This is a genomic window from Feifania hominis (genome assembly GCF_014384765.1).
GTDB classification, from domain to species: domain Bacteria; phylum Bacillota; class Clostridia; order Oscillospirales; family Feifaniaceae; genus Feifania; species Feifania hominis.
In genome coordinates, this window is sequence record NZ_JACRSP010000004.1 from 1 (window position 1) to 26,483 (window position 26,483).

The 26,483-nt window shown below is 60.5% G+C and carries 28 protein-coding genes; 16 read left to right on the forward strand and 12 right to left on the reverse strand.

The genetic code is table 11. The annotated features are described in order from the left end of the window. The first annotated feature begins 24 nt into the window (after window positions 1–24). The 6 genes from H8695_RS09075 (at window position 25) to H8695_RS09100 (ending at window position 8,015) form a co-directional block, all read left to right on the forward strand. A complete protein-coding gene (locus tag H8695_RS09075) occupies window positions 25–1,230 on the forward strand; it encodes an N-acetylmuramoyl-L-alanine amidase family protein (protein WP_249300821.1) in 1,206 nt (401 codons plus the stop codon). Window positions 1,231–1,511: 281 nt separating this feature from the next. Continuing rightward, a complete protein-coding gene (locus tag H8695_RS09080) occupies window positions 1,512–5,165 on the forward strand; it encodes a PBECR3 domain-containing polyvalent protein (RefSeq protein ID WP_249300823.1) in 3,654 nt (1,217 codons plus the stop codon). A gap of 431 nt (window positions 5,166–5,596) precedes the next feature. Beyond that, window positions 5,597–5,839: a hypothetical protein gene (locus tag H8695_RS09085; RefSeq protein ID WP_249300824.1), complete on the forward strand. Its 243-nt coding sequence runs from the start codon at window positions 5,597–5,599 to the stop codon at window positions 5,837–5,839. Window positions 5,840–5,998: 159 nt separating this feature from the next. Further along, window positions 5,999–6,355, forward strand: a complete 357-nt coding sequence (locus tag H8695_RS09090; RefSeq protein WP_249300826.1) for a helix-turn-helix domain-containing protein — start codon at window positions 5,999–6,001, stop codon at window positions 6,353–6,355. A gap of 6 nt (window positions 6,356–6,361) precedes the next feature. After that, window positions 6,362–6,598: a hypothetical protein gene (locus H8695_RS09095; protein WP_249300828.1), complete on the forward strand. Its 237-nt coding sequence runs from the start codon at window positions 6,362–6,364 to the stop codon at window positions 6,596–6,598. A gap of 94 nt (window positions 6,599–6,692) precedes the next feature. Then, window positions 6,693–8,015, forward strand: coding sequence for an AAA family ATPase (locus tag H8695_RS09100; protein WP_249300830.1), 1,323 nt, complete (start codon window positions 6,693–6,695; stop codon window positions 8,013–8,015). Window positions 8,016–8,056: 41 nt separating this feature from the next. Here the strand turns inward: H8695_RS09100 and H8695_RS09105 are convergent, their stop codons facing one another. Continuing rightward, window positions 8,057–8,941, reverse strand: coding sequence for a DUF4397 domain-containing protein (locus H8695_RS09105; RefSeq protein WP_249300832.1), 885 nt, complete (start codon window positions 8,939–8,941; stop codon window positions 8,057–8,059). A gap of 200 nt (window positions 8,942–9,141) precedes the next feature. Here H8695_RS09105 and H8695_RS09110 point away from each other — a divergent pair, with 200 nt between their 5' ends. Continuing rightward, on the forward strand, window positions 9,142–9,948 hold the full coding sequence (locus H8695_RS09110) for a M15 family metallopeptidase (RefSeq protein WP_249300834.1): 807 nt from the start codon (window positions 9,142–9,144) through the stop codon (window positions 9,946–9,948). A 200-nt stretch (window positions 9,949–10,148) separates the two neighbouring features. Here the strand turns inward: H8695_RS09110 and H8695_RS09115 are convergent, their stop codons facing one another. The 4 genes from H8695_RS09115 to H8695_RS09130 form a co-directional block, all read right to left on the reverse strand. Then, window positions 10,149–10,340 carry a ferredoxin gene (locus tag H8695_RS09115; RefSeq protein WP_249300836.1) on the reverse strand — a complete coding sequence of 64 codons (192 nt, stop codon included), beginning with the start codon at window positions 10,338–10,340 and terminating at the stop codon, window positions 10,149–10,151. Window positions 10,341–10,354: 14 nt separating this feature from the next. Then, window positions 10,355–10,516 carry a hypothetical protein gene (locus H8695_RS09120; protein WP_249300838.1) on the reverse strand — a complete coding sequence of 54 codons (162 nt, stop codon included), beginning with the start codon at window positions 10,514–10,516 and terminating at the stop codon, window positions 10,355–10,357. Window positions 10,517–10,630: 114 nt separating this feature from the next. Next, on the reverse strand, window positions 10,631–10,789 hold the full coding sequence (locus H8695_RS09125) for a hypothetical protein (protein ID WP_249300839.1): 159 nt from the start codon (window positions 10,787–10,789) through the stop codon (window positions 10,631–10,633). Window positions 10,790–10,836: 47 nt separating this feature from the next. Next, window positions 10,837–11,037: a hypothetical protein gene (locus H8695_RS09130; protein ID WP_249300841.1), complete on the reverse strand. Its 201-nt coding sequence runs from the start codon at window positions 11,035–11,037 to the stop codon at window positions 10,837–10,839. A gap of 316 nt (window positions 11,038–11,353) precedes the next feature. Between H8695_RS09130 and H8695_RS09135 the strand changes: the two genes are divergently transcribed. The 5 genes from H8695_RS09135 (at window position 11,354) to H8695_RS09155 (ending at window position 15,794) form a co-directional block, all read left to right on the forward strand. Beyond that, complete coding sequence (locus H8695_RS09135; RefSeq protein WP_249300843.1) at window positions 11,354–12,028, forward strand: putative ABC transporter permease; 675 nt, start codon at window positions 11,354–11,356, stop codon at window positions 12,026–12,028. A gap of 88 nt (window positions 12,029–12,116) precedes the next feature. Beyond that, window positions 12,117–12,791 (forward strand): LiaF transmembrane domain-containing protein, encoded by a 675-nt coding sequence (locus H8695_RS09140; protein WP_249300845.1) that lies wholly within the window; start codon window positions 12,117–12,119, stop codon window positions 12,789–12,791. Further along, a complete protein-coding gene (locus tag H8695_RS09145; protein WP_249300847.1) occupies window positions 12,788–13,600 on the forward strand; it encodes a DUF4097 family beta strand repeat-containing protein in 813 nt (270 codons plus the stop codon). The genes H8695_RS09140 and H8695_RS09145 overlap by 4 nt, the downstream gene beginning before the upstream one ends. A gap of 247 nt (window positions 13,601–13,847) precedes the next feature. Continuing rightward, window positions 13,848–14,348: a pyridoxamine 5'-phosphate oxidase family protein gene (locus H8695_RS09150; RefSeq protein WP_249300849.1), complete on the forward strand. Its 501-nt coding sequence runs from the start codon at window positions 13,848–13,850 to the stop codon at window positions 14,346–14,348. A 102-nt stretch (window positions 14,349–14,450) separates the two neighbouring features. Continuing rightward, complete coding sequence (locus H8695_RS09155) at window positions 14,451–15,794, forward strand: MATE family efflux transporter (protein ID WP_249300851.1); 1,344 nt, start codon at window positions 14,451–14,453, stop codon at window positions 15,792–15,794. Window positions 15,795–16,004: 210 nt separating this feature from the next. On the opposite strand, the gene H8695_RS09160 is transcribed toward H8695_RS09155, so the two are convergent. Genes H8695_RS09160 through H8695_RS09170 form a run of 3 tightly spaced genes read right to left on the reverse strand, consistent with a single transcriptional unit; the run spans window position 16,005 to window position 19,196 of the window. Continuing rightward, on the reverse strand, window positions 16,005–17,525 hold the full coding sequence (locus H8695_RS09160; protein ID WP_249300853.1) for a putative polysaccharide biosynthesis protein: 1,521 nt from the start codon (window positions 17,523–17,525) through the stop codon (window positions 16,005–16,007). Between the two features lie 60 nt (window positions 17,526–17,585). After that, complete coding sequence (locus H8695_RS09165) at window positions 17,586–18,086, reverse strand: hypothetical protein (RefSeq protein ID WP_249300855.1); 501 nt, start codon at window positions 18,084–18,086, stop codon at window positions 17,586–17,588. Between the two features lie 60 nt (window positions 18,087–18,146). Next, window positions 18,147–19,196 (reverse strand): inorganic phosphate transporter, encoded by a 1,050-nt coding sequence (locus H8695_RS09170; RefSeq protein WP_249300857.1) that lies wholly within the window; start codon window positions 19,194–19,196, stop codon window positions 18,147–18,149. Between the two features lie 250 nt (window positions 19,197–19,446). Here H8695_RS09170 and H8695_RS09175 point away from each other — a divergent pair, with 250 nt between their 5' ends. From H8695_RS09175 to H8695_RS09190, 4 genes are read left to right on the forward strand one after another with little or no spacing between them, the layout of a single operon-like run. Then, the gene (locus tag H8695_RS09175) at window positions 19,447–20,112 is read left to right on the forward strand and encodes a 5-bromo-4-chloroindolyl phosphate hydrolysis family protein (protein WP_249300859.1); all 666 of its coding nucleotides are present in this window, start codon (window positions 19,447–19,449) and stop codon (window positions 20,110–20,112) included. 2 nt (window positions 20,113–20,114) lie between these two features. Continuing rightward, on the forward strand, window positions 20,115–21,257 hold the full coding sequence (locus tag H8695_RS09180) for a toxic anion resistance protein (protein WP_249300861.1): 1,143 nt from the start codon (window positions 20,115–20,117) through the stop codon (window positions 21,255–21,257). 12 nt (window positions 21,258–21,269) lie between these two features. Beyond that, entirely contained in the window at window positions 21,270–21,818 is a 549-nt protein-coding gene (locus H8695_RS09185; RefSeq protein WP_249300862.1) for a LemA family protein, read from the forward strand. A gap of 17 nt (window positions 21,819–21,835) precedes the next feature. Next, the gene (locus H8695_RS09190; RefSeq protein ID WP_249300864.1) at window positions 21,836–22,870 is read left to right on the forward strand and encodes a TPM domain-containing protein; all 1,035 of its coding nucleotides are present in this window, start codon (window positions 21,836–21,838) and stop codon (window positions 22,868–22,870) included. A gap of 49 nt (window positions 22,871–22,919) precedes the next feature. Here H8695_RS09190 and H8695_RS09195 read toward each other — a convergent pair whose 3' ends face one another. The 4 genes from H8695_RS09195 to H8695_RS09210 all read right to left on the reverse strand — a co-directional run bounded on the left by H8695_RS09195 (window position 22,920) and on the right by H8695_RS09210 (window position 26,347). After that, window positions 22,920–24,311, reverse strand: a complete 1,392-nt coding sequence (locus tag H8695_RS09195; RefSeq protein WP_249300866.1) for an aspartate ammonia-lyase — start codon at window positions 24,309–24,311, stop codon at window positions 22,920–22,922. 176 nt (window positions 24,312–24,487) lie between these two features. Next, a complete protein-coding gene (locus H8695_RS09200) occupies window positions 24,488–25,108 on the reverse strand; it encodes an ABC-2 transporter permease (RefSeq protein WP_249300868.1) in 621 nt (206 codons plus the stop codon). Beyond that, entirely contained in the window at window positions 25,102–25,968 is an 867-nt protein-coding gene (locus H8695_RS09205; protein WP_249300870.1) for an ABC transporter ATP-binding protein, read from the reverse strand. Before H8695_RS09205 ends, H8695_RS09200 begins: the two co-directional genes overlap by 7 nt. A 4-nt stretch (window positions 25,969–25,972) precedes the next feature. Further along, on the reverse strand, window positions 25,973–26,347 hold the full coding sequence (locus H8695_RS09210; RefSeq protein ID WP_249300872.1) for a GntR family transcriptional regulator: 375 nt from the start codon (window positions 26,345–26,347) through the stop codon (window positions 25,973–25,975). Window positions 26,348–26,483: the final 136 nt, after the last annotated feature.

Here is a 26,483-nt window from a genome sequence, read left to right on the forward strand (position 1 = left end):
CGACACCACAGAGGGAGAATAGCCATGAAACTCTGGTTAGACCCCGGCCACGGGACGCAGACTACATACTTTGACACCGGCGCTGTGGGGCCATATGGCACGCGGGAATGCGATGTCGCACTCTCAGTGGCGGAGGCCCTGCGCTCTCAGCTCGCACTTGCCGGGCACGAGGTCAAAGTCACCGATCAGCGCAATATGGTCATCGCCGACCGCTGTAAGCAGGCGAACGCATGGGGCGCAGATCTGTTTCTCTCGCTCCACTGCAACGCTGCGAACGGCAAGGCGCGGGGCGCAACGGCATTTGTGCGCAAGAGTGACAGCGTGTCAAAGGAGATCGCCGGGAGCATCATGGACAGTTATCTCGCGGCGACAGGCATCACAGACCGCGGCGTCAAGGTGGATGTGGATGCGCTCGGAAAGTCGCTTGGCGTGCTGCGTCAGACTGATATGCCGGCACTTCTGCTGGAACTGGACTTTATCGACAACACACAGGGAGAGCTCATGTTGAGCTCTCCCTTATTCGTGGAGGTGGCGGCAAAAGCCATTTACGAGGGAATTGAGGAGGCTATGACGGAGAAGAGCAGGTATTACGTAAAGGGCGGCATTCACTTTGTGGACATCGCGCCGGGGAAGTTTCACATCAAGGTGTGGGACGCGGCGAAGAAGACAACAAAGATCAGGGACTATTTCAATCTCGGCTTCTTCGGGATTCTCAAGGGCGGCGCGACCATTCCGGTGGGGAATCTCTGTGCGGATGGTGAGGTCATCACCGAGGCATCGAATCAGGAGAGCTGGCTTTCGAGCCACGGGCGCAAAATGACGACGCTTTGCGTGTTTGACGATGGGACAGTGAAAGTCATGAAGACGGACACGATCTCGGGACTGAAAGGATTGCAAAGTGCTGTGAGCGGCATTCCGGTGGTGCTCGGCGGGGAAGATGTGAGCTGGAAGAACGATTGCAAACCGGAGGGATACACGGGCGGCGAGTGCTATGCGACATGGCATGGATTTCTCGGGTCGCTGCGCGACGGCAGTCTGAAATATTTCGCGATGAAGACAAAGACGGGCAACTGCATCCAGTCGTCGGAGGTATGGAACAAGATCAAGGGGTATGGCTTCGACGACGTGATTATGCTGGATGGCGGGGGCAGCTTTGTGCTGGACAACGGCGGCAGGAATGTAGCGGTGACCAGTGAGAACCGCAGGATTCATTCAGTGGGACTGTATTGAGAGAGAAACGGCGCGATTTCCATTTGAGTGAGCGCGAAGTGCGAACTGGCGGCCCATCACGGGGCGGGTCCCTGCGTGACGGCAATGGGGGCCCCCGCGGGAACCGTAGTTCCTGTGGGGAGGAGGACGAGCGGCGAAGTAGACGTATGCCCGGCGGTCAGCCGGACGGAGGGAGCGGAGCGCACGGCGACAGGCGCTGAGGCTGCCACGATTCATTCGCGGCAACCTCACATGAAAAGAAAGGGACCCCCAACTGGGGTTGTCCCGTTGGGGGGAAGAAAATGAGAACTGACACGAAGACGGACACGGTGAAGAGAAAAAAGACACCCGCGGATTTGTTCAGCGGCGCAATGGGCACTATAAACGCGGCTGCGCAGGTGGGAGCCAATCTCCTTAACGCGGCGACATCGAACCCGGCGACGGCGGTTGTGGCAGCGCCGGTGATAAACAGAGTGAGCAGCGCCATTGACGGCCTTTTGGGGGGCGAGAGCAGCCAGCCGTCTGAGCCGGTGACTGGTCAACCAGCGGGTATGGGTGGTTTATCCCCGAGGAAAGAGGAGTCGTGGAACAACCGCGAGAGCCGTGACAGAGCAAGGCAGGAGCTTTTTGAGTCCGTTGGGACAAATCCTCTGGGGCTCAACCGACTGACACTCCCGACAAGCCGGCAGCGTACGGTCGACGAGATTCAACAGGAGATTGACCGGTTGACCCACGAGCGCAGCGCATGGGCGCAGGCAAAAGTGAGTGGTGAGAACGCGCGCAGGCGTGACAGCAGAATCACAGAGATTGACGCCCGGCTCAAACGGGATCGTGAAGAGATCTATGGCAGGGAGCTTCGCACAGCACAGCTCACGGATGACCCGGCCATGGCAGCGGATGTACTGAAACGCCGAGAGGGTGAACTGTACGGAGAGCTGACCGGCGGCTACCGCGAGACACGCTCGGCCGCCGTGACCGGGCCGCAGGCAAACCCGCAGGGAGTACGCGAGTATCAGAAGACGAAGCAGATGGCACAGACCGCAAGCCGCGAATCGGATGCGCGGGAGTACGGGAAGAAGTACCTTGAACGGAATTATGAGGACAATTTCTTTGGCCAGTTCGGGGCGAGCCATACGCTCGGGCGGCTGTCGCAGGATGAGAATGCCGCCTGGGCTGACTATGTAGCAAACCCTACCGAGAGCAACCTCCTTTATGCCCAGTCGGTCAGCGACGCAAAGGAGCAATTCGTCACACGAAACGCGCAGGCACTCGACGACGACGCTACACTGCCATGGATTTCACAGTCTTTGGCGGGATATTTACCGCAGTGGTGGGATCAAACCAAGGCGCGGGCCGCAGGAGGCATAGTCGGCGGATTTGCGACGCTGGGGAATCTAGGCGGCGTCAAGGCGGGTATCACAGCGGGCAGCGGCCTCTACTCCTACAACCAAATGAAAGGCGCGGCCTTTAAGGGTCTGATCGATGCAGGCGTACCGCAGGAGATCGCGCTCAAAGCGGCAAACGACGAGGCGCTTCTCTCGTCATTTTTTGAGATGGCGGACACAGGAATTGATCTGGTAACGCTCGGCACAGGCAAGCTGCTGAATCTTATTTTCAAGGGCGGCGCGAAGAATCTCGCCAAGAACGCAGCGCAGAAGACCGCGCTGAAAAAAGTTCTGGGTATACTCAAGGGGTATGGATTAAACATTGCCAGTGAGGGGGCGCAGGAGTTTCTGCAGGAGGGCGTCTCTATCGCGAACCGGAGCCGCGCGCAGGAGGGAAAGACAGGATTTTGGAACCTTGCAGGCAGCACGGCGAACACCATTGGCACCGCAGTCACAGGACAGGACCGGCAGGCCCTTGAGCAAATGCTTGAGGCCGGCGGCGAGGGCGCGAAGATCGCAGCCATGGTCGGCGGAGCGACGATTGTTGTCAACACGGCGACGGGCACTGTGATTCAGGGGCGCAGGGACACGCAGACCGGCAGGCTCATCACTGTGACAGAGAGCATTGACGCTGTGGTGGAGACCGGCCTTGAGAGCGCGCCCGGTACGGAGAGCTACCGGCTGGCGACGAAGATCAAAAGCGACATGGATGCGGGCAGACCGGTATCTGAGCGCCGGATTGGCGAGCTCTACCGCGCCAATATTCTGGCTGTTGAAGCTGAGAATGCCGCAGCGGGCGAAAAAAATACCCCCACGAATGTGGGGGATGAGTACGCTGATACCGGGGGAACGGGAGAGACTGCCTCGCAGAATCGCCTGATTCCGTACTCGGACCGGGAGGCCGCCAACCTGTTGACCGGTGTGAAAAACAGGATTTATCACACAGGTACAGATATTACGGACTTTGTTAAAAACGCACTGAGCGACAAAAACAGCAACCAGAAGCTCTATCTCGGCAAGGTGCCGCAGAGCACGGCAGATCAGATTGCCGGTCTGACGGGCGTAGATGTTTCCGGCTACAACGTCGTGATTCCCGGCGACGCCGTACGGCATACATTTAAGCACCACGGGGATGTGGTAAGCGAATCAAACAGAGGTCAGGTAGCTGTGACGCCTGAGACGGTGAGCCTTATTCCTGAGATTGTCGCAAATCCTGATAATATCAGAGTATCGCCTGTAAAAGATTCCAGCGGCAGGACTGCGCTCTTCTTTGAAAAGAGCTATGGGGACACTATAATAGTATTACAAGGCGTTTCACAGGGTCAGCACTCGCTGGTACTCGACACCATGTACATAAAAAAAGAGAGGTCTCCCACAACGTCCGATGCCAAAGGCCCCGAACACAACGTCCGAAACGGAGGTGGGCAAACCTCTAATAATAATATACCCAAAAATGGAGAAAATGTCAATCGGGCGGGCGGTGTGGCTGTGGTGGAAGAGCCGCAGAACATGCAGGGAACAAAGGCAGTCAATGCCGTTGCGCCCGCCGATGGCTCGGGGTATAATAAAACCAGCAATGGTGCAGCTTCTACGGGAAGAGCAAAAGAATTTGATGCAGACGGGAACCCTGTTTATGCAACAACCAGGGCGCAGGCGGATATTCAGCCGGAGAATTTTGCCGACCGGAAGCGCCGAAAGAGGGAAGCCGCTGAAAGGTATGGTATCACAGCGCAGGAGAGCATCTCCCTCGATAGTTATACCATGGGGATGTTCCATGAGCTCAACAAGCGTATGCGAGACGGAACTCTCAAAAGTGCGGATATGGCCATTTTGGACAGAATCGTTTCGGCTCTCAAAAAACATCCGGTTTTCAGCGGGCGAACTTACAGAAACCTCGACTTTGACAGCGAGGCCGCCTATAGGAGCTTTCTCTCTGAACACGGCGTCGGGCAGGAGATTTTGCTTAAGGCATTCACTTCTGCCTCCAAGCGCCCGAATGGATATCCCGTGTTCGGGTCTTATGTCATTCATATGGTGATTGACGGGGTCAGCGGCGCGGATATTTCTGACACTTACGGATACAAGCGTCAGCAGGAGGTTGTTTTACTTCCGGGAACCAAAATCAAAATCATATCTGTTGGTACGGCGAATGATGGAAAACCACTTATTTATGCACAGGAGGTAAGGGAAAATGACCTGGGACGAGATTATGCAGATCGAGAACCCGAACGAAGCACTGCTCAAGATCGACGAAAAGATCGTCAAAGAGTATCTGTCGATAGCAGAGATGGAGAAACAGATCTTAAATTATATGGAGAAGCACGGGGTCAGTATGGAGGAGATGGCATTCTATCCGGACGGGCGCCACGTGATCGGGTATCAACTCGATGTGGGGGAGAACAGGGAGTAAAAGCAGAGAGCAGCGCGGGTGAACCGGCTGCTCTTTCTCATATCTTTGGCGCAGACACAATCGGGGAGAGGCTGTTCACCCGTGAGGAGGTTAAGGCCATGACGCCGGAAGAGGTACACAAAAATTATGACAAAATAAGAAGATCAATGAGAAAGTGGTAGCCATGAAGTGTGAAAGGAAGCACTTCGCATGAGTCCCGCGATTGAAAAAGCGGCGCGCGAACTGGCGCGATAGCGCCCAGGAAGCCTGAATTGATTTCGGGCTTGCGCACATTAAATGGAAAGGGGTCCCCACGGGAACTATGGTTCCCGCGAGTGAGCGCGCAGCGCGAACTGGCGCGATAGCGCCCAGGAAGCCCGAATTGATTTCGGGCTTGCGCACATTAAATGAAAAGGGCCCCCACGGGAACAACAGTTCCCGCGAGTGAGTGCGCGGCGCGAACTGGCGCGATAGCGCCCAGGAAGCCCGAATTGATTTCGGGCTTCCGCACATTAAATGAAAAGGGGCCCCCACGGGAACAACGGTTCCTGTGGGGAAACACGCGTATAACGACATGCAAAAGCGGCAAGGCTGGTGGCAGAGGGGTGAGCGTATGCCACAGGATTACAGGGCGGCCTACGAGGCGTTTCGCCGCCGGCCGCCGCAGATGCCGCGCGAGCGCGCCGCCTGCGTCGAGGCGATCGAGACGCTGCGCCGGTGGCTCGGCGACGGGCTGTTCTTCCAGGTGGAGGACACCATTATGGAGTACGGCGAGCTGCGCGAGAGGATCGGTTTTGCGGGCGGGTTTCAACAGGTGTCTTCTCACAGACCGCAAATGGGCGAAAAGCAGGACTGAAAGTGGTGAAATCGGCGAAAGCAGCGTGGTATTACACACTTCGACAAGTTTTGACAATCTGCGTGTAGACAATAGGATATGTCATGGGAAAATGTTGTTTGTGACCTGTTGAGACCGCGGCAAAAAACTTCTATGATTGTTAAGACGGAGGTGATCGGTTTGCGTGATATCGGCTCGATTGTCGGCGAAAACATCCGCTACTACCGCCAGCGGCGCGGCCTGAGCCAGGAAAAGCTGGCGCTGGAAGCGGAGATTTCCACATCCTATCTGGGGGACATTGAGCGCGGGGGACAAAATCCGACAATAAATACGCTGTACCTGATTGCCAAGGCACTGGGAATTGATGCGTATCTTCTGATCATCGAGAAGAGCTCCGTCTGCGTCAAGGACCGGTCGACACGCGAGCTGTACCGGCGCATCTACCGCGATCTGCTGCTGATGCCGGAGGAGTGCAGAGAGACGCTGGCGCAGTTCGCCGACGAATTTGCGGCGCTCTGCGCCAGATATGGGGAGTGAGCGGCAATGAAAGACTGCGCCTTTCGCGTCTGCGTCTCGGCGCCCGGCCGTTTCGGCCTTGAGCTTGTGCGGGTCGACCACACGGTTCTGGCCCGGCGGCCCGACCTGACAGCCGACGAGCAGGCGCTGCACCGGCTCGCCTTTACCATGAACCGGCTCGGCCTCTCGCAGGACCACTTCAACGATGTGGTGGACGACTTTCTCAACGACCAGAGACACAGTGCCTTGATTGGCCGCCCATAGGGCGGCTTTTTTTCTGCGCCGGCGGCGGCGCGGCCCTTTTCAATTGCCGCGCCGTGGGGTACAATAGAGGCAGGTATGAGAGGAGGCGGCCTTTGTGAGACAGCAAACTTTCTTTGAGGGGCAAAGCGGCCCCGATCCGCTGGCGAGCCGCCTGCGCCCCGAGACGCTCGACGAGTTTGTCGGCCAGAGGCATCTGCTCGGCGAGGGCAAGGTGCTGCGCCAGCTCATCGACCAGGACCAGGTATCCTCCATGATCTTCTGGGGGCCGCCGGGGGTGGGCAAGACTACCCTCGCGCGCATCATCGCGGGCAGAACCCGCGCAAACTTCATCAATTTCAGCGCCGTGACCAGCGGCATCAAGGAGATCAAAGAGGTCATGGCCCGCGCCGAGAGCAGCCGGCTGCTCGGCGAGCGCACCATTCTGTTTGTCGACGAGATTCACCGCTTCAACAAGGCCCAGCAGGACGCCTTTTTGCCCTATGTGGAAAAGGGCAGCATCGTGCTCATCGGCGCGACGACCGAGAACCCCTCGTTTGAGATCAACTCGGCGCTGCTGTCGCGCTGCCGGGTGTTTGTGCTCCAGGCGCTCTCGCCGGAGGATCTCGCGGCGCTGCTGCGCCGGGCTCTCTCAGACGAGCGGGGCTTCGGCGCTCAGACGGTCGAGATCACCCCGCAGCAGATCGATGTGATCGCGAACTTTGCAAACGGCGACGCGCGCACCGCGCTCGGCACGCTCGAGATGGTGGTGCTCAACGCCCGGCGCGAGGGGGACAGAACCGTCGTGACCGACGAGATTCTCGAGCAGTGCGTCAGCCGCAAGTCGCTGCTTTACGACAAGAGCGGCGAGGAGCACTACAACCTCATCTCGGCGCTGCACAAGTCCATGCGAAACAGCGACGCGGACGCCGCGGTCTACTGGCTTGCGCGCATGCTCGAGGCGGGGGAGGACCCGCTCTATGTGGCGCGGCGCCTCGTGCGCTTCGCGAGCGAGGACATCGGCATGGCCGACAGCCGCGCGCTCGAGATCGCTGTCGCGGCCTACCAGGCCTGCCACTTCATCGGCATGCCCGAGTGCAGCGTCAATCTGACCCATGTGGTGGTCTACTTCTCGCTCGCGCCGAAGTCGAACGCGCTCTACCGCGCGTATGAGAGCGCGAAGAGCGACGCGCTCGGCATGCTCGCCGAGCCGGTGCCGCTGCAGATACGAAACGCGCCGACAAAGCTGATGAAAGAGCTCGGCTACGGAAAGGGCTACCAGTACGCCCACGACACCGAGGAGAAGCTCACGGCCATGCGGTGTCTGTCCGAGTCGCTTGAGGGGCGCGTGTACTACGAGCCGACGGGCGAGGGCAGTGAGGCGCGCGTGCGCGAGCGGGTCGAGCAGATTCGCGCCTGGCGCAGAGAGCACGAAAAATAGGCGGGGGCCCATGGGGCCCCCGCTTTTTTGCTTTGTCAGGGCTATGCGTCGGTGACAACGAGCGTCTCGAGGTCGTCGTCATCGTCAGAGCCGCGGCGGTGCAGCACGAAGATGGTGGTTGTGGTATCGGCCGGGATGTCGGCGGTGAAAGAGAGCTCGATGTCGCGCAGCGGCAGGCGCACGGCGCGCTCGAGCGTGTCGATGTCCTGAAAGCGCGGGGTGGGATTGTCCTCGGTCTCGGCTATGTAGAACGCATAGGAGCCGGGGCGTACCCGCACGACGGAGGTAACCTCCTTGAAGCGCACATCGCGAAAGACCGTGCGCCCGTCGCGCAGCAGCAGATCGAGCGGATCGCTGTCCCAGGCGAGATTCGCCATGCGCAGGCAGCTCATGCCATAGGGCCGTGTGCAGGTGGCATCGGCGATCTGGAGCAGATCGAGGCCGCCCGCGGTGTTGATCACGGCGATGGTCGCGGTGTCGTTCGCGCGGAAGGGGACGGGCTTTTGCAGGTAGACGTAGCCGTCCTGCCCGACGACGGAGACGGTCTGAAAGCCCTCGGTGACATAGCCGTAGGGCGTCAGAGACGCGTAGCCGAGCTGGCGCACAACCCGCCAGTTGTTGACAAAGATCTGAAAGGGGACGTAGCCGTCGGCGGCGTTCAAAAAGCGCACAAGACCGGTCGGCGAGCCCGCGCAGTAGTAGCAGGGCGTCTGGCCGGAGCCGGGCGAGACGGGGCCGCCCTCACCGGGATTGGGCAGAGGGATGACGGGCACGCCGCCGCCGGAGTCGACGGGGCCGCCCTCACCGGGATTGGGCAGGGGGATGACGGGCACGCCGCCGCCGGAGTCGACGGGGCCGCCCTCGCCGGGGTTGGGAAGAGGGATAACAGGCGTGGCGCCTGCTGACGATTCGGTAGATACAAGCATGACATGGTGTCCTTTCTGTGGTATTCTGTTCCATGGAGTCTGTACTGCTATTATATGTAGACAGCCGTGTCTTGCGCACTGGGCGCGGCGCTGCGAAGTGAAAAAATGCCCCTGACAAAATCAGACAGCATGCAACAATTTGCGCCGGCCATACGTTTAACATACAGAGAGACAATCGAATCGGGAGTGGAGAGAAAGACATGGGATATAAGGGCAGATCAGCAAGACGAACCACCGGCCGGCTCATCGGCGCGCTTGCGCTCGTTGCGGCGCTTGCGGGCATTTTGCTCTTGCTCGCGCAGACGCTCTTTCACGAGCCGGAACCCGCGCAGCCGGTGTCCGGGCAGAACGGCGGGGATGTGCTGACGCAGCCGGGCGGGGACGAACCGCAGCAGCCCCAGCAGCCCGAAGAACCCGAAGAACCCGAAGAACCCGAAGAACCCGAGGAGAGGCCGTGGAATCTGCGGCTTGTCAATTTTGAGAACCCGCTGCCGCAGGACTATGCGATCGAGACCAAGTCGCTGTTAAACGGCCTCGAGGTCGACGCGAGAATCTATGAGAAGCTGACCGCCATGCTCTCGGATGGGCGCAGCGAGGGGCTTCAGTTTGTGGTCTGCTCGGCGTGGCGCAGCGTGGAAAAGCAGACCGAGCTCTTCGAGAAGCAGAAGAACAAGTGGCTCAAACAGGGCTATGACGAGCAGCAGGCCAACGAGCGCGCGGCACAGGTCGTCGCGCGGCCCGGCACGAGTGAGCACAACCTCGGCCTCGCCTGCGACATCGTGGCGCTCGACTACCAGAATCTCGACGACGGCTACGCCGAGACGCCCGAGGCGAAGTGGCTCTATGAGAACTGCGCCAAATACGGCTTCATTCTGCGCTACCCGCCGGACAAGGAGGACATCACCGGCGTCATCTACGAACCGTGGCACTTTCGCTATGTGGGCGAACAGGCCGCGCAGGAAATCATGCAACGGGGCATCTGCCTCGAGGAATATCTGGAAAGCTGATCGGAAAGGACCAGGCGGCACTGCAAACCGATCGGCAAAATGCGGCCGCCCATGAAGAGCCGCAGTGGATTGCCCTCTACGGTAAACGAAAAGCCCTCAGAGAGAAAAGACAGGCCGGATGAAAACAAGGTCATACACGCACCGACCGTAAGATTTTGACAAAGCGCCCCGGTCCTTTTTGGACCGGGGCGTTCTGCGGTTTACCCGCTGACTTCAATGACGCTGACGGGGCAGCCCTCCTGGGCGGAGACGGCGTTGGCCTGCTGCCCGGCGGGAACGGGGTCGGCGTAGACCTCGGCCTTGCCGTCGTCGGCAAAGCGGAACACGGCGGGACAGATGTTGACACAGAGCCCACAGCCGATGCAGCCGGAGCGGTCAATACTCGCTTTCATCGAAGCACCTCCCCTCAGAGATCACCGCAGCAGCGGTGATGGGATTCGGCCAGCTTGATGCACAAATTGAGCTCTTCAATGGTCTCAATGGTGACCTTGGACTGCACAATGTTGTCGCGGATCTCGGCTGGCAGAGCGTCCAGATGGGGCAGAAGCGCCGGATTGATTTTGGCCAAGGGATCGCTTCCTCTCATGTTGTGTTGTAACCATAGTATGGTTGAATTGGGCCGGGATATGATAGAGAGCGAAAAGAAAGCCGGTGAATTTCTTCACCGGCTGGAGATCGTCTGTCACTCATATTGCTCTTTGAAGCGTTCGGCCACCATCTGGAGCTCGCCGAGCGTGCAGATTTTAATGCCCGATTCGATGATCAGACCCTGTACGATGGGGGGCAGCGTCTCAAAATACGCGCGCACAGACGGATCAAAGTCATAAAAAGACGGTTCCATACTATCACCTCACGGTTAGTATGACCCGCCCGGACAGCTGTATACCCTCAAAAACCGACAGCGTCGACGGTTCCGTAATCAATGGGCTTGTCCGCTTTTGTGCTGTCGATCTGGATAAACGCCGGAAAGCAGATACCCTGATCGACACTGTGATCGACAAAGGTCAGGTCGATGACATCGACGCCGTCTTCAGCAATCTGCTGAAGCTTACCGAGCAGCATCTGTGTGGAAACGGTCATTTTCAGCATAAATACTCCCTCTCTCTTGAATGGGGCGCAAAATTTCCGCCTTTTGCGAAAACCCTTTGCACCTTATGAATATCAGTCTAGCGGCCTTTAAAACTTTGTTCAAGAGCAAAAAAACAGAGATATTCACTAGTTTTGTCGATTTTATGGAAAAACGAGGGAATCTGACAAAATTCGGCCCGGCAAGGGGCGAAAGAAGCACCGGCAATATCGGGAAATGGAAATTCTTAAGAAAGTCGAACAAATTTGTCAAAAAAAAGACAGGGTGGGCAAACTGTGGTAGAATACCATCAGGCGCACACCGGAGAGGAGTGGGAAGTTGCACCAGAAGCAGAGACAAAAGAGCGACAGGCCCTTTGCAGAGGGTCTCGGCTTTTACAAATTGTTCTGGATCTTTTTCATCGGCTGTATTCTCGGGGTCATCATCGAGACCATCTGGTGCCTGGTCACCTCCCACCGCATCGAGTGCCGCGCGGGCGTGATCTACGGCCCGTTCAACCCCGTCTACGGCTTCGGCGCAGTGTTCATGACCGTCTGCCTGTACTGGCTGCGCGAGAAGCGCGACGCGTGGATTTTTTTCGGCGGCGCCATTGTCGGCGGCGTGTGCGAGTATGCGTGCAGCTGGGGGCAGGAGCTGCTCTTCGGCACCATCTCGTGGAACTACCAGGACCAGCGCTTCAATTTACAGGGGCGCACAAGCCTGATGTTCATGTTTTTCTGGGGCGTGCTCGCCGTGCTGTGGATCAAGGGGCTCTATCCCTGGCTGTCGCGGCAGATTGAGAAGATTCCGCGGCGATGGGGCGTGCCGCTGAGCTGGGTGCTCGCTGTGCTTCTGGCGGTCGACTGCGCCATCTCAGGGCTTGCCGTGGCGCGCCAGGCGGACCGCCACCAGGGCATTGCGCCGCGAAATACCGTGGAGGAATTTCTCGATGAGCACTACGACGACGAGCTTCTGAAGATCATTTATCCGAATATGATTATTGTGGAGCAGTGACCATCCGCGGTGCGGATTCTGCAAAGGTAACAGACCGGGTTTCAAACCCGTAAAAGACCCGCCGCCCGGCGGGAGAAAAGGGGATTCTATGAGAAACAAAGTTTCCAATGTACTCTGGGGCGCCGCGTTCATTCTGGGCGGCGTAGCGATCGCCGGAAATGTGCTTGAGTTGTGGAATTTCAGCCTGTTCTTCGACGGCTGGTGGACGCTCTTTATCATCATTCCGTCGCTGATCAGCATCTTTCAAAACGGCCCGCGCACGACGCCGCTTGTGTTTCTGGCAGTGGGAATCATGTTCCTGCTCTCGGCGCAGGGGCTCTTTGACTGGGGGCTTCTGATGAAGCTGCTCGTGCCGATCATTCTGGTCATCATCGGGCTGCAGCTTCTGCTGCGCGGCGTATTTCAGCGCCAGACGGCCGTGCCGCCCTACGAGGTGGGAAAGATTCCCGAGTACTCGGCCATCTTCAGCGGCAACGAGGTCAACTACGGCTGTGAGGAGTTCTACGGCGCGAGCCTGACCGGCGTCTTCGGCGGGGTCAATCTGAATCTCAAAAGCGCCATCATCACGCAGGATGTGGTCATCAATGCCGTGGCGGTCTTTGGCGGATGCGACATTCTCGTGCCGCCCAATGTGAAGGTAAAGGTCTCGAGTGTGCCGATCTTCGGCGGCACGAGCAACAAGGTGCCGCCCGTCGCCGTGGCGGACGCGCCGACGGTCTATGTCAACGCCACCTGTCTGTTCGGGGGAGTTGACATCAAATGACGGCGTTTCAAAAGACGGTCAAGTACCTTGCGATGGCCTTTGCCGTCGCGCTTGCCATCGGCATTTTCTCGCTGATCGCGGGTGTGCTCGGCAGTGTGTTCGGCGGCCTGTCCGACGGCTTTGGCGGCGAGCTCATGGATGTGAGCAGGAGCTTTGACGGCGTCAGCGCCATCGACATTGACAGCGCGGCCGGCGAGCTTGTCATACTGCGCGGTGAGCGCGCCGCGGTCGAGGCGCACGATGTGACGGACAAATTCACCTGCGAGCTGAGAGACGGCGTTTTGACCATTCGCAACCGCTGGAACGGCAGAATCGGCCTGTTTGACGACCGCCACACCAAAATCACGGTGACTCTGCCGCAGGGACTTCTGGACAGCGCCGTGATCGAAAACGCGGCGGGCAAGACCACTGTTTCGGCGCTGCGCACCCGGGAGCTCACGCTGTCGGCGGGCGCGGGCGAGTGTGAGTTGGACGGTCTCTATGCCGAGAGCGGCACGATCAAGGGCGGGGCGGGCGAAATCACCATCGTCGACGCCGAGCTCTACAACATGACGCTGAGCGCCGGCGTTGGCGAAATCACCGTCGACGGAATTCTCGGCGGCGAGAGCACCGTCAAATGCGGCGTGGGCTCGGCGAGGCTCACGCTGCGCGGCAGCCCGGAGGAGTATTATCTCGACATCAGCACCGGCCTTGGCGACACGCGGATCGACGGTGTGAAAGTGTCGAATGGGAAACAGGGTGACCTGGGCGCGGAAAACCGCCTCAAGATCAAGGGCGGAGTCGGCGAAATCAGCCTCGACTTCGACTGAGATGTAGCCTGCGTGACGCGGCGCCCCGGCGCCGCGTCCTTTTGCCCGTGCCGGGGGGCGCGCCTTTTGGGCGTGCCGTATGCGGCGTGTCAACGGGGCGGCAAATCTCCGTTTGAGGGGTTGACTTCTGAAATAAAGTGTGATATGAATAGTAAAAACCGCCGGGTTTGCGTCTTTGCCCCATTCCGTTAGGCCATGAAGGGATGGAGGACAGGACGCTTTATTTTTTTTCAGAGGGGAGATACCAATGTTCAGAGAAATGAGGCGAAAAAAACAGATGCTGTCGCCCGAGCAGAGCGCTGCCGTTCTTCAGAGGGGGACATCCGGCGTGCTGGCGCTCGCCGGCGACGGCGGATACCCCTATGCCGTGCCGATCAGCTATGTGTACGACGGGGAAAAGCTGTTTTTCCACTGCGCCAAAAGCGGCCATAAGCTCGATGCAATCCGCAGAGATGCGAGGGCCTCTTTTTGTGTGATTGACGAGGATCGCATCGTGCCGCAGGAGTACACCTCTTATTTCAGAAGCGTCATTGTCTTCGGCCGCGTTTGCATTGTCGAGGACGAGAGAGAAAAACGCGCGGCAATTGAAAAACTTGCGGCCAAATATGCGCCGGCTGAGGACGCCGCCAGCCGCAAAAACGCCATTGACCGGGAGTGGGAGCCTCTTTGCATGCTCGAGATGAGCGTTGAGCACATGACCGGCAAAGAGGCCATTGAGCTTGTCCGTCAAAGACAGCAGGGCTCTTGAGCCACAGGAGATACAATCGGCCCGCCGGGGCTTTTGTCATTGTGTAGTAGGCCAGCGTTACACAGAACGCTGGCCTTTTTATTTTGTCAGGAGGATATTGTCATGTACGAGGGAAAAACACACAAGCTGTTTGCAAAGTATGCCGTTGCACAGATGATCGGTCTGCTGCTCAATTCTGTCTATATGATAGTAGATGGAATTTTTATCGGCCACCGACTGGGGACGGACGCCATGGCGGCGGCTGCCGTATCGGTTCCGCTGCTTGAAGTGCTGATCGCGCTGTCAATGGCCATAGCGTCGGGCGCGGGCATTCTGATCTCCGGCCACATCGGCCGCGGGGAAGAGAACAGAGCCGTTGGGGTCTTTAACACAGCGGTGATCTGCGCGGTGGGCATGGGGCTTCTCATTGTGGCTCTGGGCAGCGCCTTTCTCGATGAGCTGGCGGAGCTTCTGGGCTCTACGGCGCAGATACACAGCCAGGCCACGGCTTATATGCGCTACATCATCCTCTTCTCTCCGTTTCTGATTTTGAGCTTTCTTCTCAGCGGGATTGCGCGCAATGACGGTAAGCCGGGTCTGGCGATGCTGGCGCTGGCCGCCGGCGCCGTCTCAAACGTCCTGCTGGACTATGTGTTTCTGTATCCGCTGAATATGGGAATCGGCGGAGCGGCTCTGGCAACGGCGTTGGGACCGATCTTCAGCGTTCTGATTCTTCTGCCTCACTTCCTGGGGCGAAGAGGGGCGCTGTTCTTTGCCAGAACGCAGCTGCATCTGAAAAAGGTGGGCCGCATTTTTACGCTGGGCTTCCCGTCTTTTATCATGGAGTTTACCATCGGTATGGTTACCTTTGTCTACAATTTCGCCATTGTCCGGCACGGATTCGGCGAGATCGGCCTTGCAGCCTATCTGGTGATCGGCTATCTGATGCTGATTATTTTGACGATCTTTCTGGGTATGGCCGAGGGACTGCAGCCGGTCTTCAGCTACTTTGCCGGGGTCGGTAAAACAGAGCGCAGCCGGGATATGCGGGCCTTTGCCGTCAGAGTGTTTCTTCTGGTGGGGGTGGTCTGCTATCTGTTGATTGTGCTCTTCTCCCGCCCGTTCTTCTCGATTTTCAACCCTCACGACACTGCGCTGATCGACTTCACACAGAGCCGGAGCCTGGGCTACTTCAGCGGCTTTTTCCTGGCCGGGTACAACATATTGATGATCTCTTACTGGCAGTCCACCCGCCGCACAGCGACGGCAATGGCGGTCTCACTGTCCCGCAGCGTCATCTGGCCGCCGGTTCTGATTGCGCTTTTGCCGCTGGCGTTCGGCCGCGAGGCGATCTGGGTCTGCCACTCGCTGAGCGAAGTGCTGACGGCCTGTACGGCGTTTATCCTGTTGCGGCGTGACGGCAGAGAGAAAGACCCCGGTGTGAGCCGGGCCGATGAGCCGGCGTGACCGCCGCGCCGGCCCCGGCGGTATCCCGGGGGAGGTGAGCGCACCCGATCAGACGGCAGCGCCGCAGTTGCCTTTGGGTTTCCTCGCGAGGGAGTTCATCCCGCGAGGCAGCCCGGTGCAGCGCCGCAGACAGCAAAGGGGCCGTGTCTGAACTTCAGACACGGCCCCTTTCATGGCGGAAAAGGGAGACACGCGGCCCCGCCCGCAGCCTCAGCGGCGCACGGGGGCCAGATCGTCCCGGCGCACGCCGCCCGTGATCCACAGGCACAGCGCATAGAGAGCGCTCAGCATCAGAGCGCCGAGCACCATTGACGCGAAAGCGGGCAGACTCTGCAGCGGCTCGACGCCGAACGTAAGGCGCGTGAGCAGCGCCGCTGTGAGCGCCGAGAGGACGGGCTTGCAAAACCACTTTCCCCAGCGGATGGGCAGCCCCGTGACCACAAAGAGCCGCCGGGCGTTCAAAAAGCAGGTGAGGAGATTTGACACGATCATCACCAGCAGAAAGCCCTTGATGCCCTCGTGCGGCACGATCAGGGCGATCAGCGCGATGCGCGAGGCCGAGTCGAGAAGACTGTAGCGCAGGGAGCTGACCTGCTGATTGAGGCCCTTGAGAATGCCGTCGATGATGTTCTCGAGATAGATCAGCGGCATGATGGGGGCGAGCACGCTCAGCAGAAACCCGACTTCGTCGCTCTTGTAGAGGAGCTGCCCGAGCGGGTAGGCGTAGACGCAGAAGAGCGCCCCGAGCAGCACCGAGATGGACAGCGTGATGTGAATGGCGCGCGAGATGGTGCGGTGGAGCTTTGCGTCCTGACGGCGGACGTTGGCCTCGCTGATCTCGGGCACCAGCAGCGTCGACAGAGAGTTTAAAAAGGACGAGGGGAAGAAGAGCAGCGGCATGGCCATGCCCTTGAGCATGCCGAACTGGGAGAGCCCCATCTCCTTGGAGCCGGTGTGCACCGCGAGCCGGTCGGGCACCAGCAGATTTTCAATGGTGCGAAGCAGGGAGTTGAGCCAGCTGCCCGCCGCGATGGGCAGGGCGATCTGGGCGAACTTTCTGAGAATGGGGGAGCGTGCGGGGGCGCCGCCCGCCGGAATGGTGCGGCAGTCGCGCCGGTAGGCCGCGAAGAGATAGAGCGTCGATGCGGCCTCGCTCACGGCATTGCCGACGACGACCGCGGCGCAGGCGGCGGCGATGCCGCGCGGGGCGTAGCGCCCGAGCAGAAAGAAGATCAGCCCCATGCGCACCGTCTGCTCGAAGAGCAGCGCCGCCGAGGAGCTCTTGACCCGCCGCCGGGCGATGAAGTAGCCCTTGAAGCAGGCCGCCGCGCTCATGCAGGGCAGCCCGAAGGAGAGGATGCGAAGCGGCAGCGCCGCGCGCTCGTCGTGGAGAAAGACCGCCGAGATGAAGTCGGACCCGAAGAAGAGGGCCGCAAAGGCCGCAAGGCCGACAAGGACACTCACGCCGACGGTGCGCCGCAGGATGCGCCGCACCGTGCGGCGGTCGGCGGTTGGGCTCTCGGAGATCAGCCGGGTCACGGCGATGGGGATGCCGGCCGTCGCGAGCGTGGTCGCGAGCACATAGAGCGAGAAGATCAGCTGGTAGAGCCCCATGCCCTCGGCGCCGATCTTGTCGGAGAGGTAGACGCGGAAAAAGATGCCGACCGTGCGCAGAATCAGCGAGGTCAGCGTCATGATGAGCGCATTTTTGAGAAAGGTCCACTTTTTCATCCGTTCCCAGCCTTTCAGGGGGTGTCCCCCTACTATTTATATTGGCCGGGCACGAAAAAATCACAGATTTTGCAGAATCAGGCGCTCCGCGGCGTCGGCAAGACGCCACAGCGCGGCGCAGAGCCCCTCGGCCGCCGCCGACGGCCCACGCGGGGAAGCGGCGCTGTCCGCGGGGGCGGCGAGTGCGCGCAGCCGGTCGCAGGCGAGCAGGGGAGCCGGCGACTTGTGAAAGGAGCCAAGCGACGCAAAGAGCTCGCCGAGGGCCGCCGCGCAGACGCCGGGATCGGGCGAAGAGGCAGGGGCGCTTTGCGCGCAGCGCCCGGCCTGCCAGGCGATCAGCTCGAGCGCCTGTGCGAGCTCCATCAGCTCGCCCGCGCCGACCGGGGGGATGAATTCGCGCGCGAGCCGGTCGCGGTAGCGCCCGCGCGCAAGGCGCAGCTCCCGCAGCGCCCGGCCGCAGGCCGCGGCATCGCGGTGTCCTGCCGCGTCGAGCACCGCACGGCACAGCTCCGCGAGGCCGCACAGCTGTTCGTAGCAGTCGGGTCTTTTTGCTCTGGCCATCACAGTCACTCCTTTTTTCAGTCCCCATATTCTATGAGAGAGAGGCGCGGCGCGTGCCGCCTAGAAGACCCGCAGGAAGAGCACCGCAAACAGGTACCCGAGTGCCCCGCAGCCCGGAAAGGTCAAAATCCAGGTCAGGGCCATGTTCCAGGCAATGTCCCAGCGCACGCCCGTGAGCCGCCGCGCTGCGCCCACCCCCATGACGGCCGAGGTCTTGGTGTGGGTCGTGCTGACCGGGAGCCCGCCGAGAGAGCTCAAAAGCAGACAGCACGCGCCGGCGAGATCCGCACAGAAGCCCTCGGGCGGGGTCAGGCGCACCATGTCGAGCCCCACCGATTTGATGATGCGGTAGCCGCCGATCGAGGTGCCGAGCGCCATCACCGCCGAGCAGAGAAGCATCAGCCACACCGGTACGGCGAAGCTGCCGGCGTCCGCTCCGCCGCGGGCGAGACAGACGCCGAGAAGAAAGATGCCCATGAACTTCTGCCCGTCCTGCGCGCCGTGCATAAACGCCATAGCGGCGCCGCCCGCCGCCTGCGCGCGGGAGAAAGCGCGGTTGGCGCTGGGGCGGCTGAGGCCCCGCCCGAGCAGACGGGTGAGCCTTGCGAGCGCGAAGCCGAGCGCAAAGCCGAGCAGCGTCGACAGCCCGAGCCCCCACAGCACCCGGCTCCACGCCGCCCACCGCACGCCGGAAAAGCCGCCGTGCAGCGCGACGGCGGCCCCCGTGACGCCGGCCGTGAGCGCGTGGCTCTCGCTTGTGGGGATGCCGAACCACCAGGCGGCGCTCGCCCAGACCACAATGGCGAAGAGCGCCGCCGCGAGAGCGGTGAGCGCCGCGCGCGCGTCGCCGCCGAAGTCGGCGATGCCGTAGATGGTCGCGGCGACGCTCGCGTTGAGAGCGGTCATGGTGAGCACGCCGAGAAAGTTGAAAACCGCCGCCATGAGCACGGCGGCGCGCGGACCGACGGCGCGGGTGGCGACGCAGGTCGCAATGGCGTTTGGCGCGTCGGTCCAGCCGTTGACGAGCACCACGCCGAGCGTGAGCGCGACAATGGCGGCGAGCGCCGGGTCGCGCAGCTCAGTCAGCAGCGCGCCGAGTGTCAGATCCATGAAAATCCCCCCTGTGACGGAATCGTTGTCCCACACAGGAAAATATATGTAAAGTGCCCGTCAAAAAGCCCGGCAGATGAGAAAACGGAAGAATGAGCGAGATTGAAAGAGCCTGACAGAGAAACAGCGGGGAGAGCCGCCGTGCGTTTTCCCCGCGGCCCGACGGAGACCGCAGGGAGCTCTGCGCGCGCTTGACGCAGTCGGCCAAAAAAGGTAAACTGAATTCAGAACACTGACGGGAGAGGATTTCTTGAGAGAGAAAAAGATCAAAACTGCCATTCCCATCTACCTTGCGGCGGGCGTCTTCGTGCTGCTCGGCATTCTCATTCCCCTGACGGGTATCGGCGCGATTCTGGGGGTGCTCGCGGCTGCGGCGGTGACCTTTGCCGTGGCGGACCGGCTGATCCCGGCGCGCACGGTGATGGTCCGGGAACCGGAGCCGGAGATCAAAACCGGCGACGAGACGGTCGACGAGGCCATCGCCCAGGGCCGCCGCGGGCTCGAGCAACTGCGCCGCGCAAACGAGCTGATCCCCGACGAGGTGCTCTCGGCCCAGATCGGCCGCATGGAGACCGCGGGGGACCGGATTTTAAAGCTCGTGGCACAGCACCCCGAGAAGCTCGACGACATCCGGCGTTTTCTCAACTACTTTCTGCCCACGGCGAACAAGCTGCTCGCCGCCTATGCCAGGCTCACCTCGGCCGATGTCCGGGGCGAAAATGTCGCCGAGGCGACCACCCGCATCCGCGACAGCATGGAGCTTGTTGCGCGCGCCTTTGAGCGCCAGCTCGACCGGCTCTACCACGATGAGGCGCTCGATATCACGACCGACATACAGGTGCTCGAGAGCATGATGGCGAGCGAGGGCCTGCTGGACCAAAACGAATTTAAAAACAACAAGGGAAAGGATGAATGACCATGAGCGAGATCCCGAAACTGACACTGGAGCCCAATCTGAACGAGGGCATGCCCTCATTGACCCTTGACCCGACCGCGCCGGCGGAGCCCAAAAAAGAGATCGTCCCGGTGACCATCGAGGAGACGAAGCTCACCCCCGAAGAGCAGAAAGCCGTCGACGAGTTCGCCGAGAAGATCGACATCGACAACACCAACATGGTGCTGCAGTACGGCGCGGCGGCGCAGAAGAGCATCGCCGACTTCTCGGGCTCGGCGCTCGAGAAAGTGCGCTCGAAAGACCTCGGCGAGGTGGGCGACATGATCACCGAGCTTGTGGTGGAGCTCAAGGGCTTTGACGCCACCGAGGAGAGCAAGGGCCTCTTCGGCCTGTTCAAAAAGACCCGAAATAAGGTGGAGGTTCTCAAGACACGCTACGACAAGGCGGAGAACAGCGTCAACAGGATCACCGGCATGCTCGAGGAGCACCAGGTCACCCTGATGAAAGACATCGCCATGCTCGACAAGATGTACGAGATGAATCTGCAGTACTTCAAGGAGCTGACCATGTACATCCTCGCGGGCAAGAAGAAGCTCGAGCAGGTGCAGACGGTCGATCTGCCCGCGCTCAATGAGAAGGCGAAAGCCTCGGGCCTGCCCGAGGATGCGCAGGCCGCAAACGACCTTGCCAACCGCTGCAACCGCTTTGAGAAAAAGCTGCACGATCTGGAACTGACGCGCAACATCTCCGTTCAGATGGCGCCGCAGATCCGCCTGATTCAGAACAACGACAGCCTGATGGCGGAGAAGATACAGTCCTCCATCGTCAACACCATTCCGCTGTGGAAGAGCCAGATGGTGCTCGCGCTCGGGCTCGCCCACTCGCAGCAGGCTATGCAGGCGCAGCGCGCCGTCACCGATATGACAAATGAGATGCTCAAAAAGAACGCCGAGATGCTCAAGACCGGCTCGATTGAGACCGCCAAGGAGTCTGAGCGCGGCATTGTGGACATCGAGACCCTGCGCCAGACCAACCAGTCGCTGATCTCGACGCTCGACGAGGTGCTCAAGATTCAGCAGGAGGGCCGCGAGAAGCGCCGCGCCGCCGAGCAGGAGCTGACCATGATCGAGGGCGAGCTCAAGGCGAAGCTGCTGGAGCTGCGCTAGGAGGAGAGGACGTTGAAGCTCTGGGAAAACCGCAAACTCGCCTGGGCCGTTCTGGCGCTCGCCGTGGTGCTGACCATTCTCTTCTCGTGCGCCGCGGGGCTGCGCCGTGAGCGAAGTCGCGCTCTCGATGTATTCTACGAGGGCACGCAGGGCGACGGCCTTTCGGCCTACAACGATCTGCAAAAGCGCGCCGAGTGCGCCTACAATCTGCTCACTCTCGCGACGAAGTACGACAAAAATGACACCGAGGGCGCAAGGGCGCTGACCGCAGCGCGGCGCGCGCTGCTCGACGCGCAGGAGATCGGCGAAATGGCCGAGGCGAACGCCGCGCTCACCGAGGCGCTCGCTCTCGTTCGCAGCGAGAGCGGCAGCTATGGCATGAATGAGCAGGACAGCAGGCTCTTCGAGCGCCAGGTCACCGAGATGGTCTCGCGCGGCGAGACCATCTCCCACAACGACTACGACCCGCAGGCGGCGCGCTTCAACGAGCGCCTGTCGGGTTTCCCGCGGGGCGTTGTCAGCGCTCTGATGGGCATCGAACCGCTTGAGCGAATCAAGTAGAGAAAGAGAGTACACAAGTGACGAATACCAGACACACAGCAAGGGAGCTCGCGGCGCTCGTTCTGGCGGCGCTGCTGCTCTGCACAGCCGCACTGGGTGCATCGGCCGTATCCAATCTGCCCGAGCCGAGCGAGAGCTTCTATGTGGCCGACTACGCCGACGTGCTCGAGAGCGACACCATCACCCACATCGTCGAGGAGAACGACAAACTCTTCGCGGCAAACGGCGCGCAGATCGTCGTTGTGACGATGGATTTTATCGGCGACAACAGCATTGAGGACTATGCCTACGCCCTGTTCAACGAGTGGGGCGTCGGCTCCGAGGAGAAACAAAACGGTCTGCTTCTCCTGCTCGACATCGGCGGGGACAACTACTGGATCACGCCGGGCCGGGGCATGGAGAAGGAGCTCTCGAGCGCCACGCTCGGCGATATTCTCTACGATTACCTCGAGGAGGACTTCGCCGCAAAGGACTACGACGCCGGCGTGAGAAAGGTCTTCGACGAGCTCGTCGACCGGGTGTATGACCACTACGGCGAGGGGACGATCGGCGGGACTGTCACGCCGCCCTCCGGCGGCACGTATGAGCCGGACTACTATGAGCCCGAGCCCCGGCGCTCGCCGCTTGCAACCATCATGACGGTGGGCTTCATTTTGCTTGTGGTGCTTGTCATCGCCTCGCTGATCTCCGCAAGCCGCCACCGGCGCTACTCGCGCCCCTATCAGGGCGGCTACGGGGCGCCCCCGCCGCGGCGCACAACGGTCTTTGTGCCCCTGTTTGGGCGCAGACCGCGCTATCCGCCGCCCCCGCCGAGAGGCCCCGGGGGCGGTCCTCCTCCGGGAGGGTCCTCCAGACCGCCGCGCGGCGGTTTCTGGGGCGGCTTTTCGAGCGGCGGCTCGTCACGCGGTGGCGGCGCGGGCCGGTCGAGCTTCGGCCGCTCCGGAGGCAGCAGTTTCGGCGGCCGCTCCGGAGGCGGACGCTCCAGTTTTGGCGGCGGCAGCCGCTCGGGTGGAGGCGGTTCCTCCCGCGGGGGCGGAGCCGGCCGGCGCTGAACGCATAAAAAGACCCGGCAGCACTTGCTGCCGGGTCTTTTTATGCAACTCAACCCGCGTGACCCATGGTCATGCCGCGCGGGTCGAGAAGCCGGTCGATCTCCTCGGCGGTGAGAGGCGTCTGCTCGAGCAGCAGCGCGCGCACCGGCCGCCCGGTGCGCAGGGCCTCTTTGGCGATGGCGGCCGACTTCTGATAGCCGAGCCTGGGGCAGAGCACGGTGACGACACTGACACTGCCCTCAAGCAGCGCGCCGCACCGCTCGCGGTTGGCGGTGACGCCGCGCAGACAGTTGTGATCGAGACTGGCGACGCCGTTTGCCAGCGTCTCGATGGATTCAAAGAGCTTGTAAAAGAGAATGGGCTCAAAGGCGTTGAGCTCAAGCTGACCGGCCTCGGCCGCAAGGGTGATGGCGCAGTCGTTGCCGATGACGCCAAACGCGATCTGACTGACCACTTCGGGAATGACGGGGTTGACCTTGCCCGGCATGATGGACGAGCCGTTCTGGCGCGCGGGCAAGGTGATCTCGCCGATGCCCGTGCGCGGGCCGGAGGAGAGAAGACGCAGATCGTTGCACATCTTCGAGAGGTTGACCGCGCAGTTTTTCACCGCCGCCGAGGCGGCGACAAAGGCGTCGAGATTCTGAGTGGCGTCAATGAGGTTGGACGCCTGGCGAAGCGGCAGCCCGGTCAGTTCCGCAAGCGACCCGACGATGTGGCTGACATAGAAAGAGCTCGCATTGAGACTTGTGCCAATGGCGGTGCCGCCCATGTTGACAACGGCGAGCTCGTCGCTCACGGCGCGCAGCCGGGCCATGTCGCGCTCTATCGCGCAGCGCCAGGCACCGAACTCCTGCCCGAGGCGGATGGGTACGGCATCCTGCAGCTGAGTGCGGCCGACCTTGACGATGTCATCGAACTCGAGCTCCTTGTCTGCAAGGGCCCGGCAGAGAGAGGCGAGCGACCCGATCAGCCGCCCGAGCAGAACAATCGCCGTCACGCGGCCTGCCGTGGGGATGACGTCGTTGGTCGACTGGCCCATGTTGATGTGGTCGTTCGGGTGCAAAACGGCGTAGTCGCCTCTGGCGCCGCCGAGCAGTTCGATGGCGCGGTTGCAGATGACCTCGTTTGCGTTCATGTTGGCCGAAGTGCCGGCCCCGCCCTGGATGGGGTCGGTGATGAACCACTCGCGCAGCTCGCCCGCGAGAATTTCGTCGCAGGCGGCGCAGATGGCGGTGCACTGACGGGTGGTGAGCAGCCCCGCGGAGTAGTTGGTGATGGCCGCCGCACGCTTGATCGCGGCAAGGCTGCGGATGAACTCCGGGTGGAGTGCTCTGCCCGTGATGGGGAAATTCTCCGCTGCGCGCAGCGTCTGAATGCCGTAGTAGGCGTTCTGGTCAACCCGCATCTCCCCGATGGAGTCGCGCTCGATTCGCATTGTCATGTCCGGTTCCTCCCACCGATATGAAAAAAATAATTCAAATTTCAAATTTTTGCAAGTTTTCTTTCATACTGTGAGTGTACCATGCCGCGTGATGGAATTCAATGCAAAATATAAAATAAATGAAAGAAAAGTTGCACAAAAAAATACCCCCGCCGTTTTGGCAGGGGCATTTTTCTTCAAAATTCCTTTTTGGCGAAAATGTGCCGCGAGATCAGAAACGAGAGGCCGAGCGCCGCGAGCAGCAGCAGCGGCGAGGCGTAGAGCAGAGTTCGGATAGCCTGCTCGGACGGGGTGAAGCCGCCCCCCGATTTGAACAGCACCAGAAAGCCGATGGAGGGGATGAGGAAGAGCGCCATGACGATCAGGCGGCTTCGCTCCACGCCGAAGCGGTATACAACCGGAATCATCACACAGCACAGCAGCATCCCCAGGGCGAAGTAGACGTAGCAGGGCAGAAGCACTTCGCCGAGATTCGCGCCCCGCTCGGCGGCGAGGACCGCCGCGGCGCAGTTGAGAAGCGTCGAGAGGCCGAGCAGAATGAGCGTGAGCAGATACCGCGCCCCGACGAACTGCGAGCGCTTGAGGGGCATGCACAGGCCGTAGGTGTCGAATTTGGAGTAGTTGTCATAGCTGAACGTGGACAGCACGCTCATCATCGGGTAGATCAGGGCCATGACGCTGAAGATGCTGACGTCGCCGAGCATGACGGCGTAGACGCCGAAGAGCACAATGGCGATGAGCATGGTGCGCAGATACTTTGCGAGATTGTAAAAGTCCTTGCAGACAAGGCCTAACATGCGGCATCCCCCTTTACGTAGTAGAGCATGATGTCATCGAGCGAACAGCCGTCGATGGGGTATTCGGGGTACTTTCTGCGGGCGAGGCGGCGGTCGTGCACGAGCACGTCGCAGCCGAACTGGTTCTCCCGGCGGCCGATGACATCCTCCCGGTCGAGCAGACGAAAGTCGCCGCTCGGGCAGTGGAGCACGCCGAGACGCTCGAGAATCTCGTCCTTGGACTCGGAGAATACGATATGTCCCTCGTGAATAAAGGTGATGTAGTCCGCCACTTTTTCAAGGTCGCTTGTGATGTGCGACGAGAGCAGAACCGCATGGCTCTCGTCCTCGATGAACTCCAAAAACAGATCGAGAATCTCGCTTCTCATCACCGGATCGAGGCCGCTTGTCGCCTCGTCGAGAATCAGAAGTCTCGGCCGGTGGGAGAGGGCCGCGGCAAACGAGAGCTTCATCTTCATGCCCTTTGACAGCTCTTTGATGGGCTTGCCGGCGGGCAGATCGAAGCGCTTGAGCCAGCTGTCATAGAGCGCGGGGTCAAAGCTGCGGTAGACGCGCTTTAAGACGGCGGGCAGCTGCCCCGGGCGCAGCAGCTCGTAGAAGAAGCCGTCGTCGAGCACCACGCCGATCTGCTCCTTGACGGCGCGCTCGTCGCGCACATGGTCGAGCCCGAAGAGCGTGACGTCGCCCGACTCCTTGCGAATGAGATTCAAAATCAGCTTGAGCGTTGTGGTCTTGCCGGCGCCGTTCTCCCCGATGAAGCCCATGATCGAGCCCGAGGGCAGGGTGAAGCTCACATTCTCAAGAGAGAACTGCGGGTAGGTTTTCGACAGATTTGATACGGTCAGGATGTTGCCATCCATAGGGTTACTCCTCCTTGTAGAGCAGAGTCAGCGTCTCGACAAGCTCGGCGAGCGTGACGCCGCCGCGCTTTGCCAGAGAGACCGCCCTTTGCAGACTGTCCTCACAGAGTTTCAAATGTTCCTCGCGGATCAGCTCGAGATTCTGAGCCGCGACAAAGCTGCCCTTGCCCGGAACGGTTGTGATGAATCCGTCCCGTTCAAGGTCCTCATAGGCGCGCTTGGTCGTGATGACGCTGATGCGAAGCTCCCGCGCGAGAAGCCGCATCGAGGGCAGCGCGTCGCCCTCTTTGAGGGCCCCGGTTGCCACCATCTGCTTGATCTGGCCTGTGATCTGCTCATAGATGGGGCGCCCGGAGCTGTTGGAGATGATGATGTCCATGAAGCACCTCGTTATAGTGTATATATACTATATATACACTATAACGCACACATATGCCCCTGTCAAGAATTTTTCTTGACTTTGCCGATGGAAATGATTAGACTGTATTAATGCAAATGATTTGCGTTTAAGGAGG

Coding starts and splice junctions, on each gene's coding strand:
- H8695_RS09200 (WP_249300868.1), bottom strand. CDS start 25,108: ATGTTAGGCCTTGTCTGCAAGGACTTTTACAATCTCGCAAAGTATCTG.
- H8695_RS09115 (WP_249300836.1), bottom strand. CDS start 10,340: ATGAAAGCGAGTATTGACCGCTCCGGCTGCATCGGCTGTGGGCTCTGT.
- H8695_RS09145 (WP_249300847.1), top strand. CDS start 12,788: ATGACGGCGTTTCAAAAGACGGTCAAGTACCTTGCGATGGCCTTTGCC.
- H8695_RS09085 (WP_249300824.1), top strand. CDS start 5,597: ATGCCACAGGATTACAGGGCGGCCTACGAGGCGTTTCGCCGCCGGCCG.
- H8695_RS09140 (WP_249300845.1), top strand. CDS start 12,117: ATGAGAAACAAAGTTTCCAATGTACTCTGGGGCGCCGCGTTCATTCTG.
- H8695_RS09150 (WP_249300849.1), top strand. CDS start 13,848: ATGTTCAGAGAAATGAGGCGAAAAAAACAGATGCTGTCGCCCGAGCAG.
- H8695_RS09210 (WP_249300872.1), bottom strand. CDS start 26,347: ATGGACATCATCATCTCCAACAGCTCCGGGCGCCCCATCTATGAGCAG.
- H8695_RS09125 (WP_249300839.1), bottom strand. CDS start 10,789: ATGGAACCGTCTTTTTATGACTTTGATCCGTCTGTGCGCGCGTATTTT.
- H8695_RS09130 (WP_249300841.1), bottom strand. CDS start 11,037: ATGCTGAAAATGACCGTTTCCACACAGATGCTGCTCGGTAAGCTTCAG.
- H8695_RS09205 (WP_249300870.1), bottom strand. CDS start 25,968: ATGGATGGCAACATCCTGACCGTATCAAATCTGTCGAAAACCTACCCG.
- H8695_RS09080 (WP_249300823.1), top strand. CDS start 1,512: ATGAGAACTGACACGAAGACGGACACGGTGAAGAGAAAAAAGACACCC.
- H8695_RS09155 (WP_249300851.1), top strand. CDS start 14,451: ATGTACGAGGGAAAAACACACAAGCTGTTTGCAAAGTATGCCGTTGCA.
- H8695_RS09095 (WP_249300828.1), top strand. CDS start 6,362: ATGAAAGACTGCGCCTTTCGCGTCTGCGTCTCGGCGCCCGGCCGTTTC.
- H8695_RS09170 (WP_249300857.1), bottom strand. CDS start 19,196: ATGGATCTGACACTCGGCGCGCTGCTGACTGAGCTGCGCGACCCGGCG.
- H8695_RS09165 (WP_249300855.1), bottom strand. CDS start 18,086: ATGGCCAGAGCAAAAAGACCCGACTGCTACGAACAGCTGTGCGGCCTC.
- H8695_RS09075 (WP_249300821.1), top strand. CDS start 25: ATGAAACTCTGGTTAGACCCCGGCCACGGGACGCAGACTACATACTTT.
- H8695_RS09110 (WP_249300834.1), top strand. CDS start 9,142: ATGGGATATAAGGGCAGATCAGCAAGACGAACCACCGGCCGGCTCATC.
- H8695_RS09105 (WP_249300832.1), bottom strand. CDS start 8,941: ATGCTTGTATCTACCGAATCGTCAGCAGGCGCCACGCCTGTTATCCCT.
- H8695_RS09160 (WP_249300853.1), bottom strand. CDS start 17,525: ATGAAAAAGTGGACCTTTCTCAAAAATGCGCTCATCATGACGCTGACC.
- H8695_RS09180 (WP_249300861.1), top strand. CDS start 20,115: ATGAGCGAGATCCCGAAACTGACACTGGAGCCCAATCTGAACGAGGGC.
- H8695_RS09195 (WP_249300866.1), bottom strand. CDS start 24,311: ATGACAATGCGAATCGAGCGCGACTCCATCGGGGAGATGCGGGTTGAC.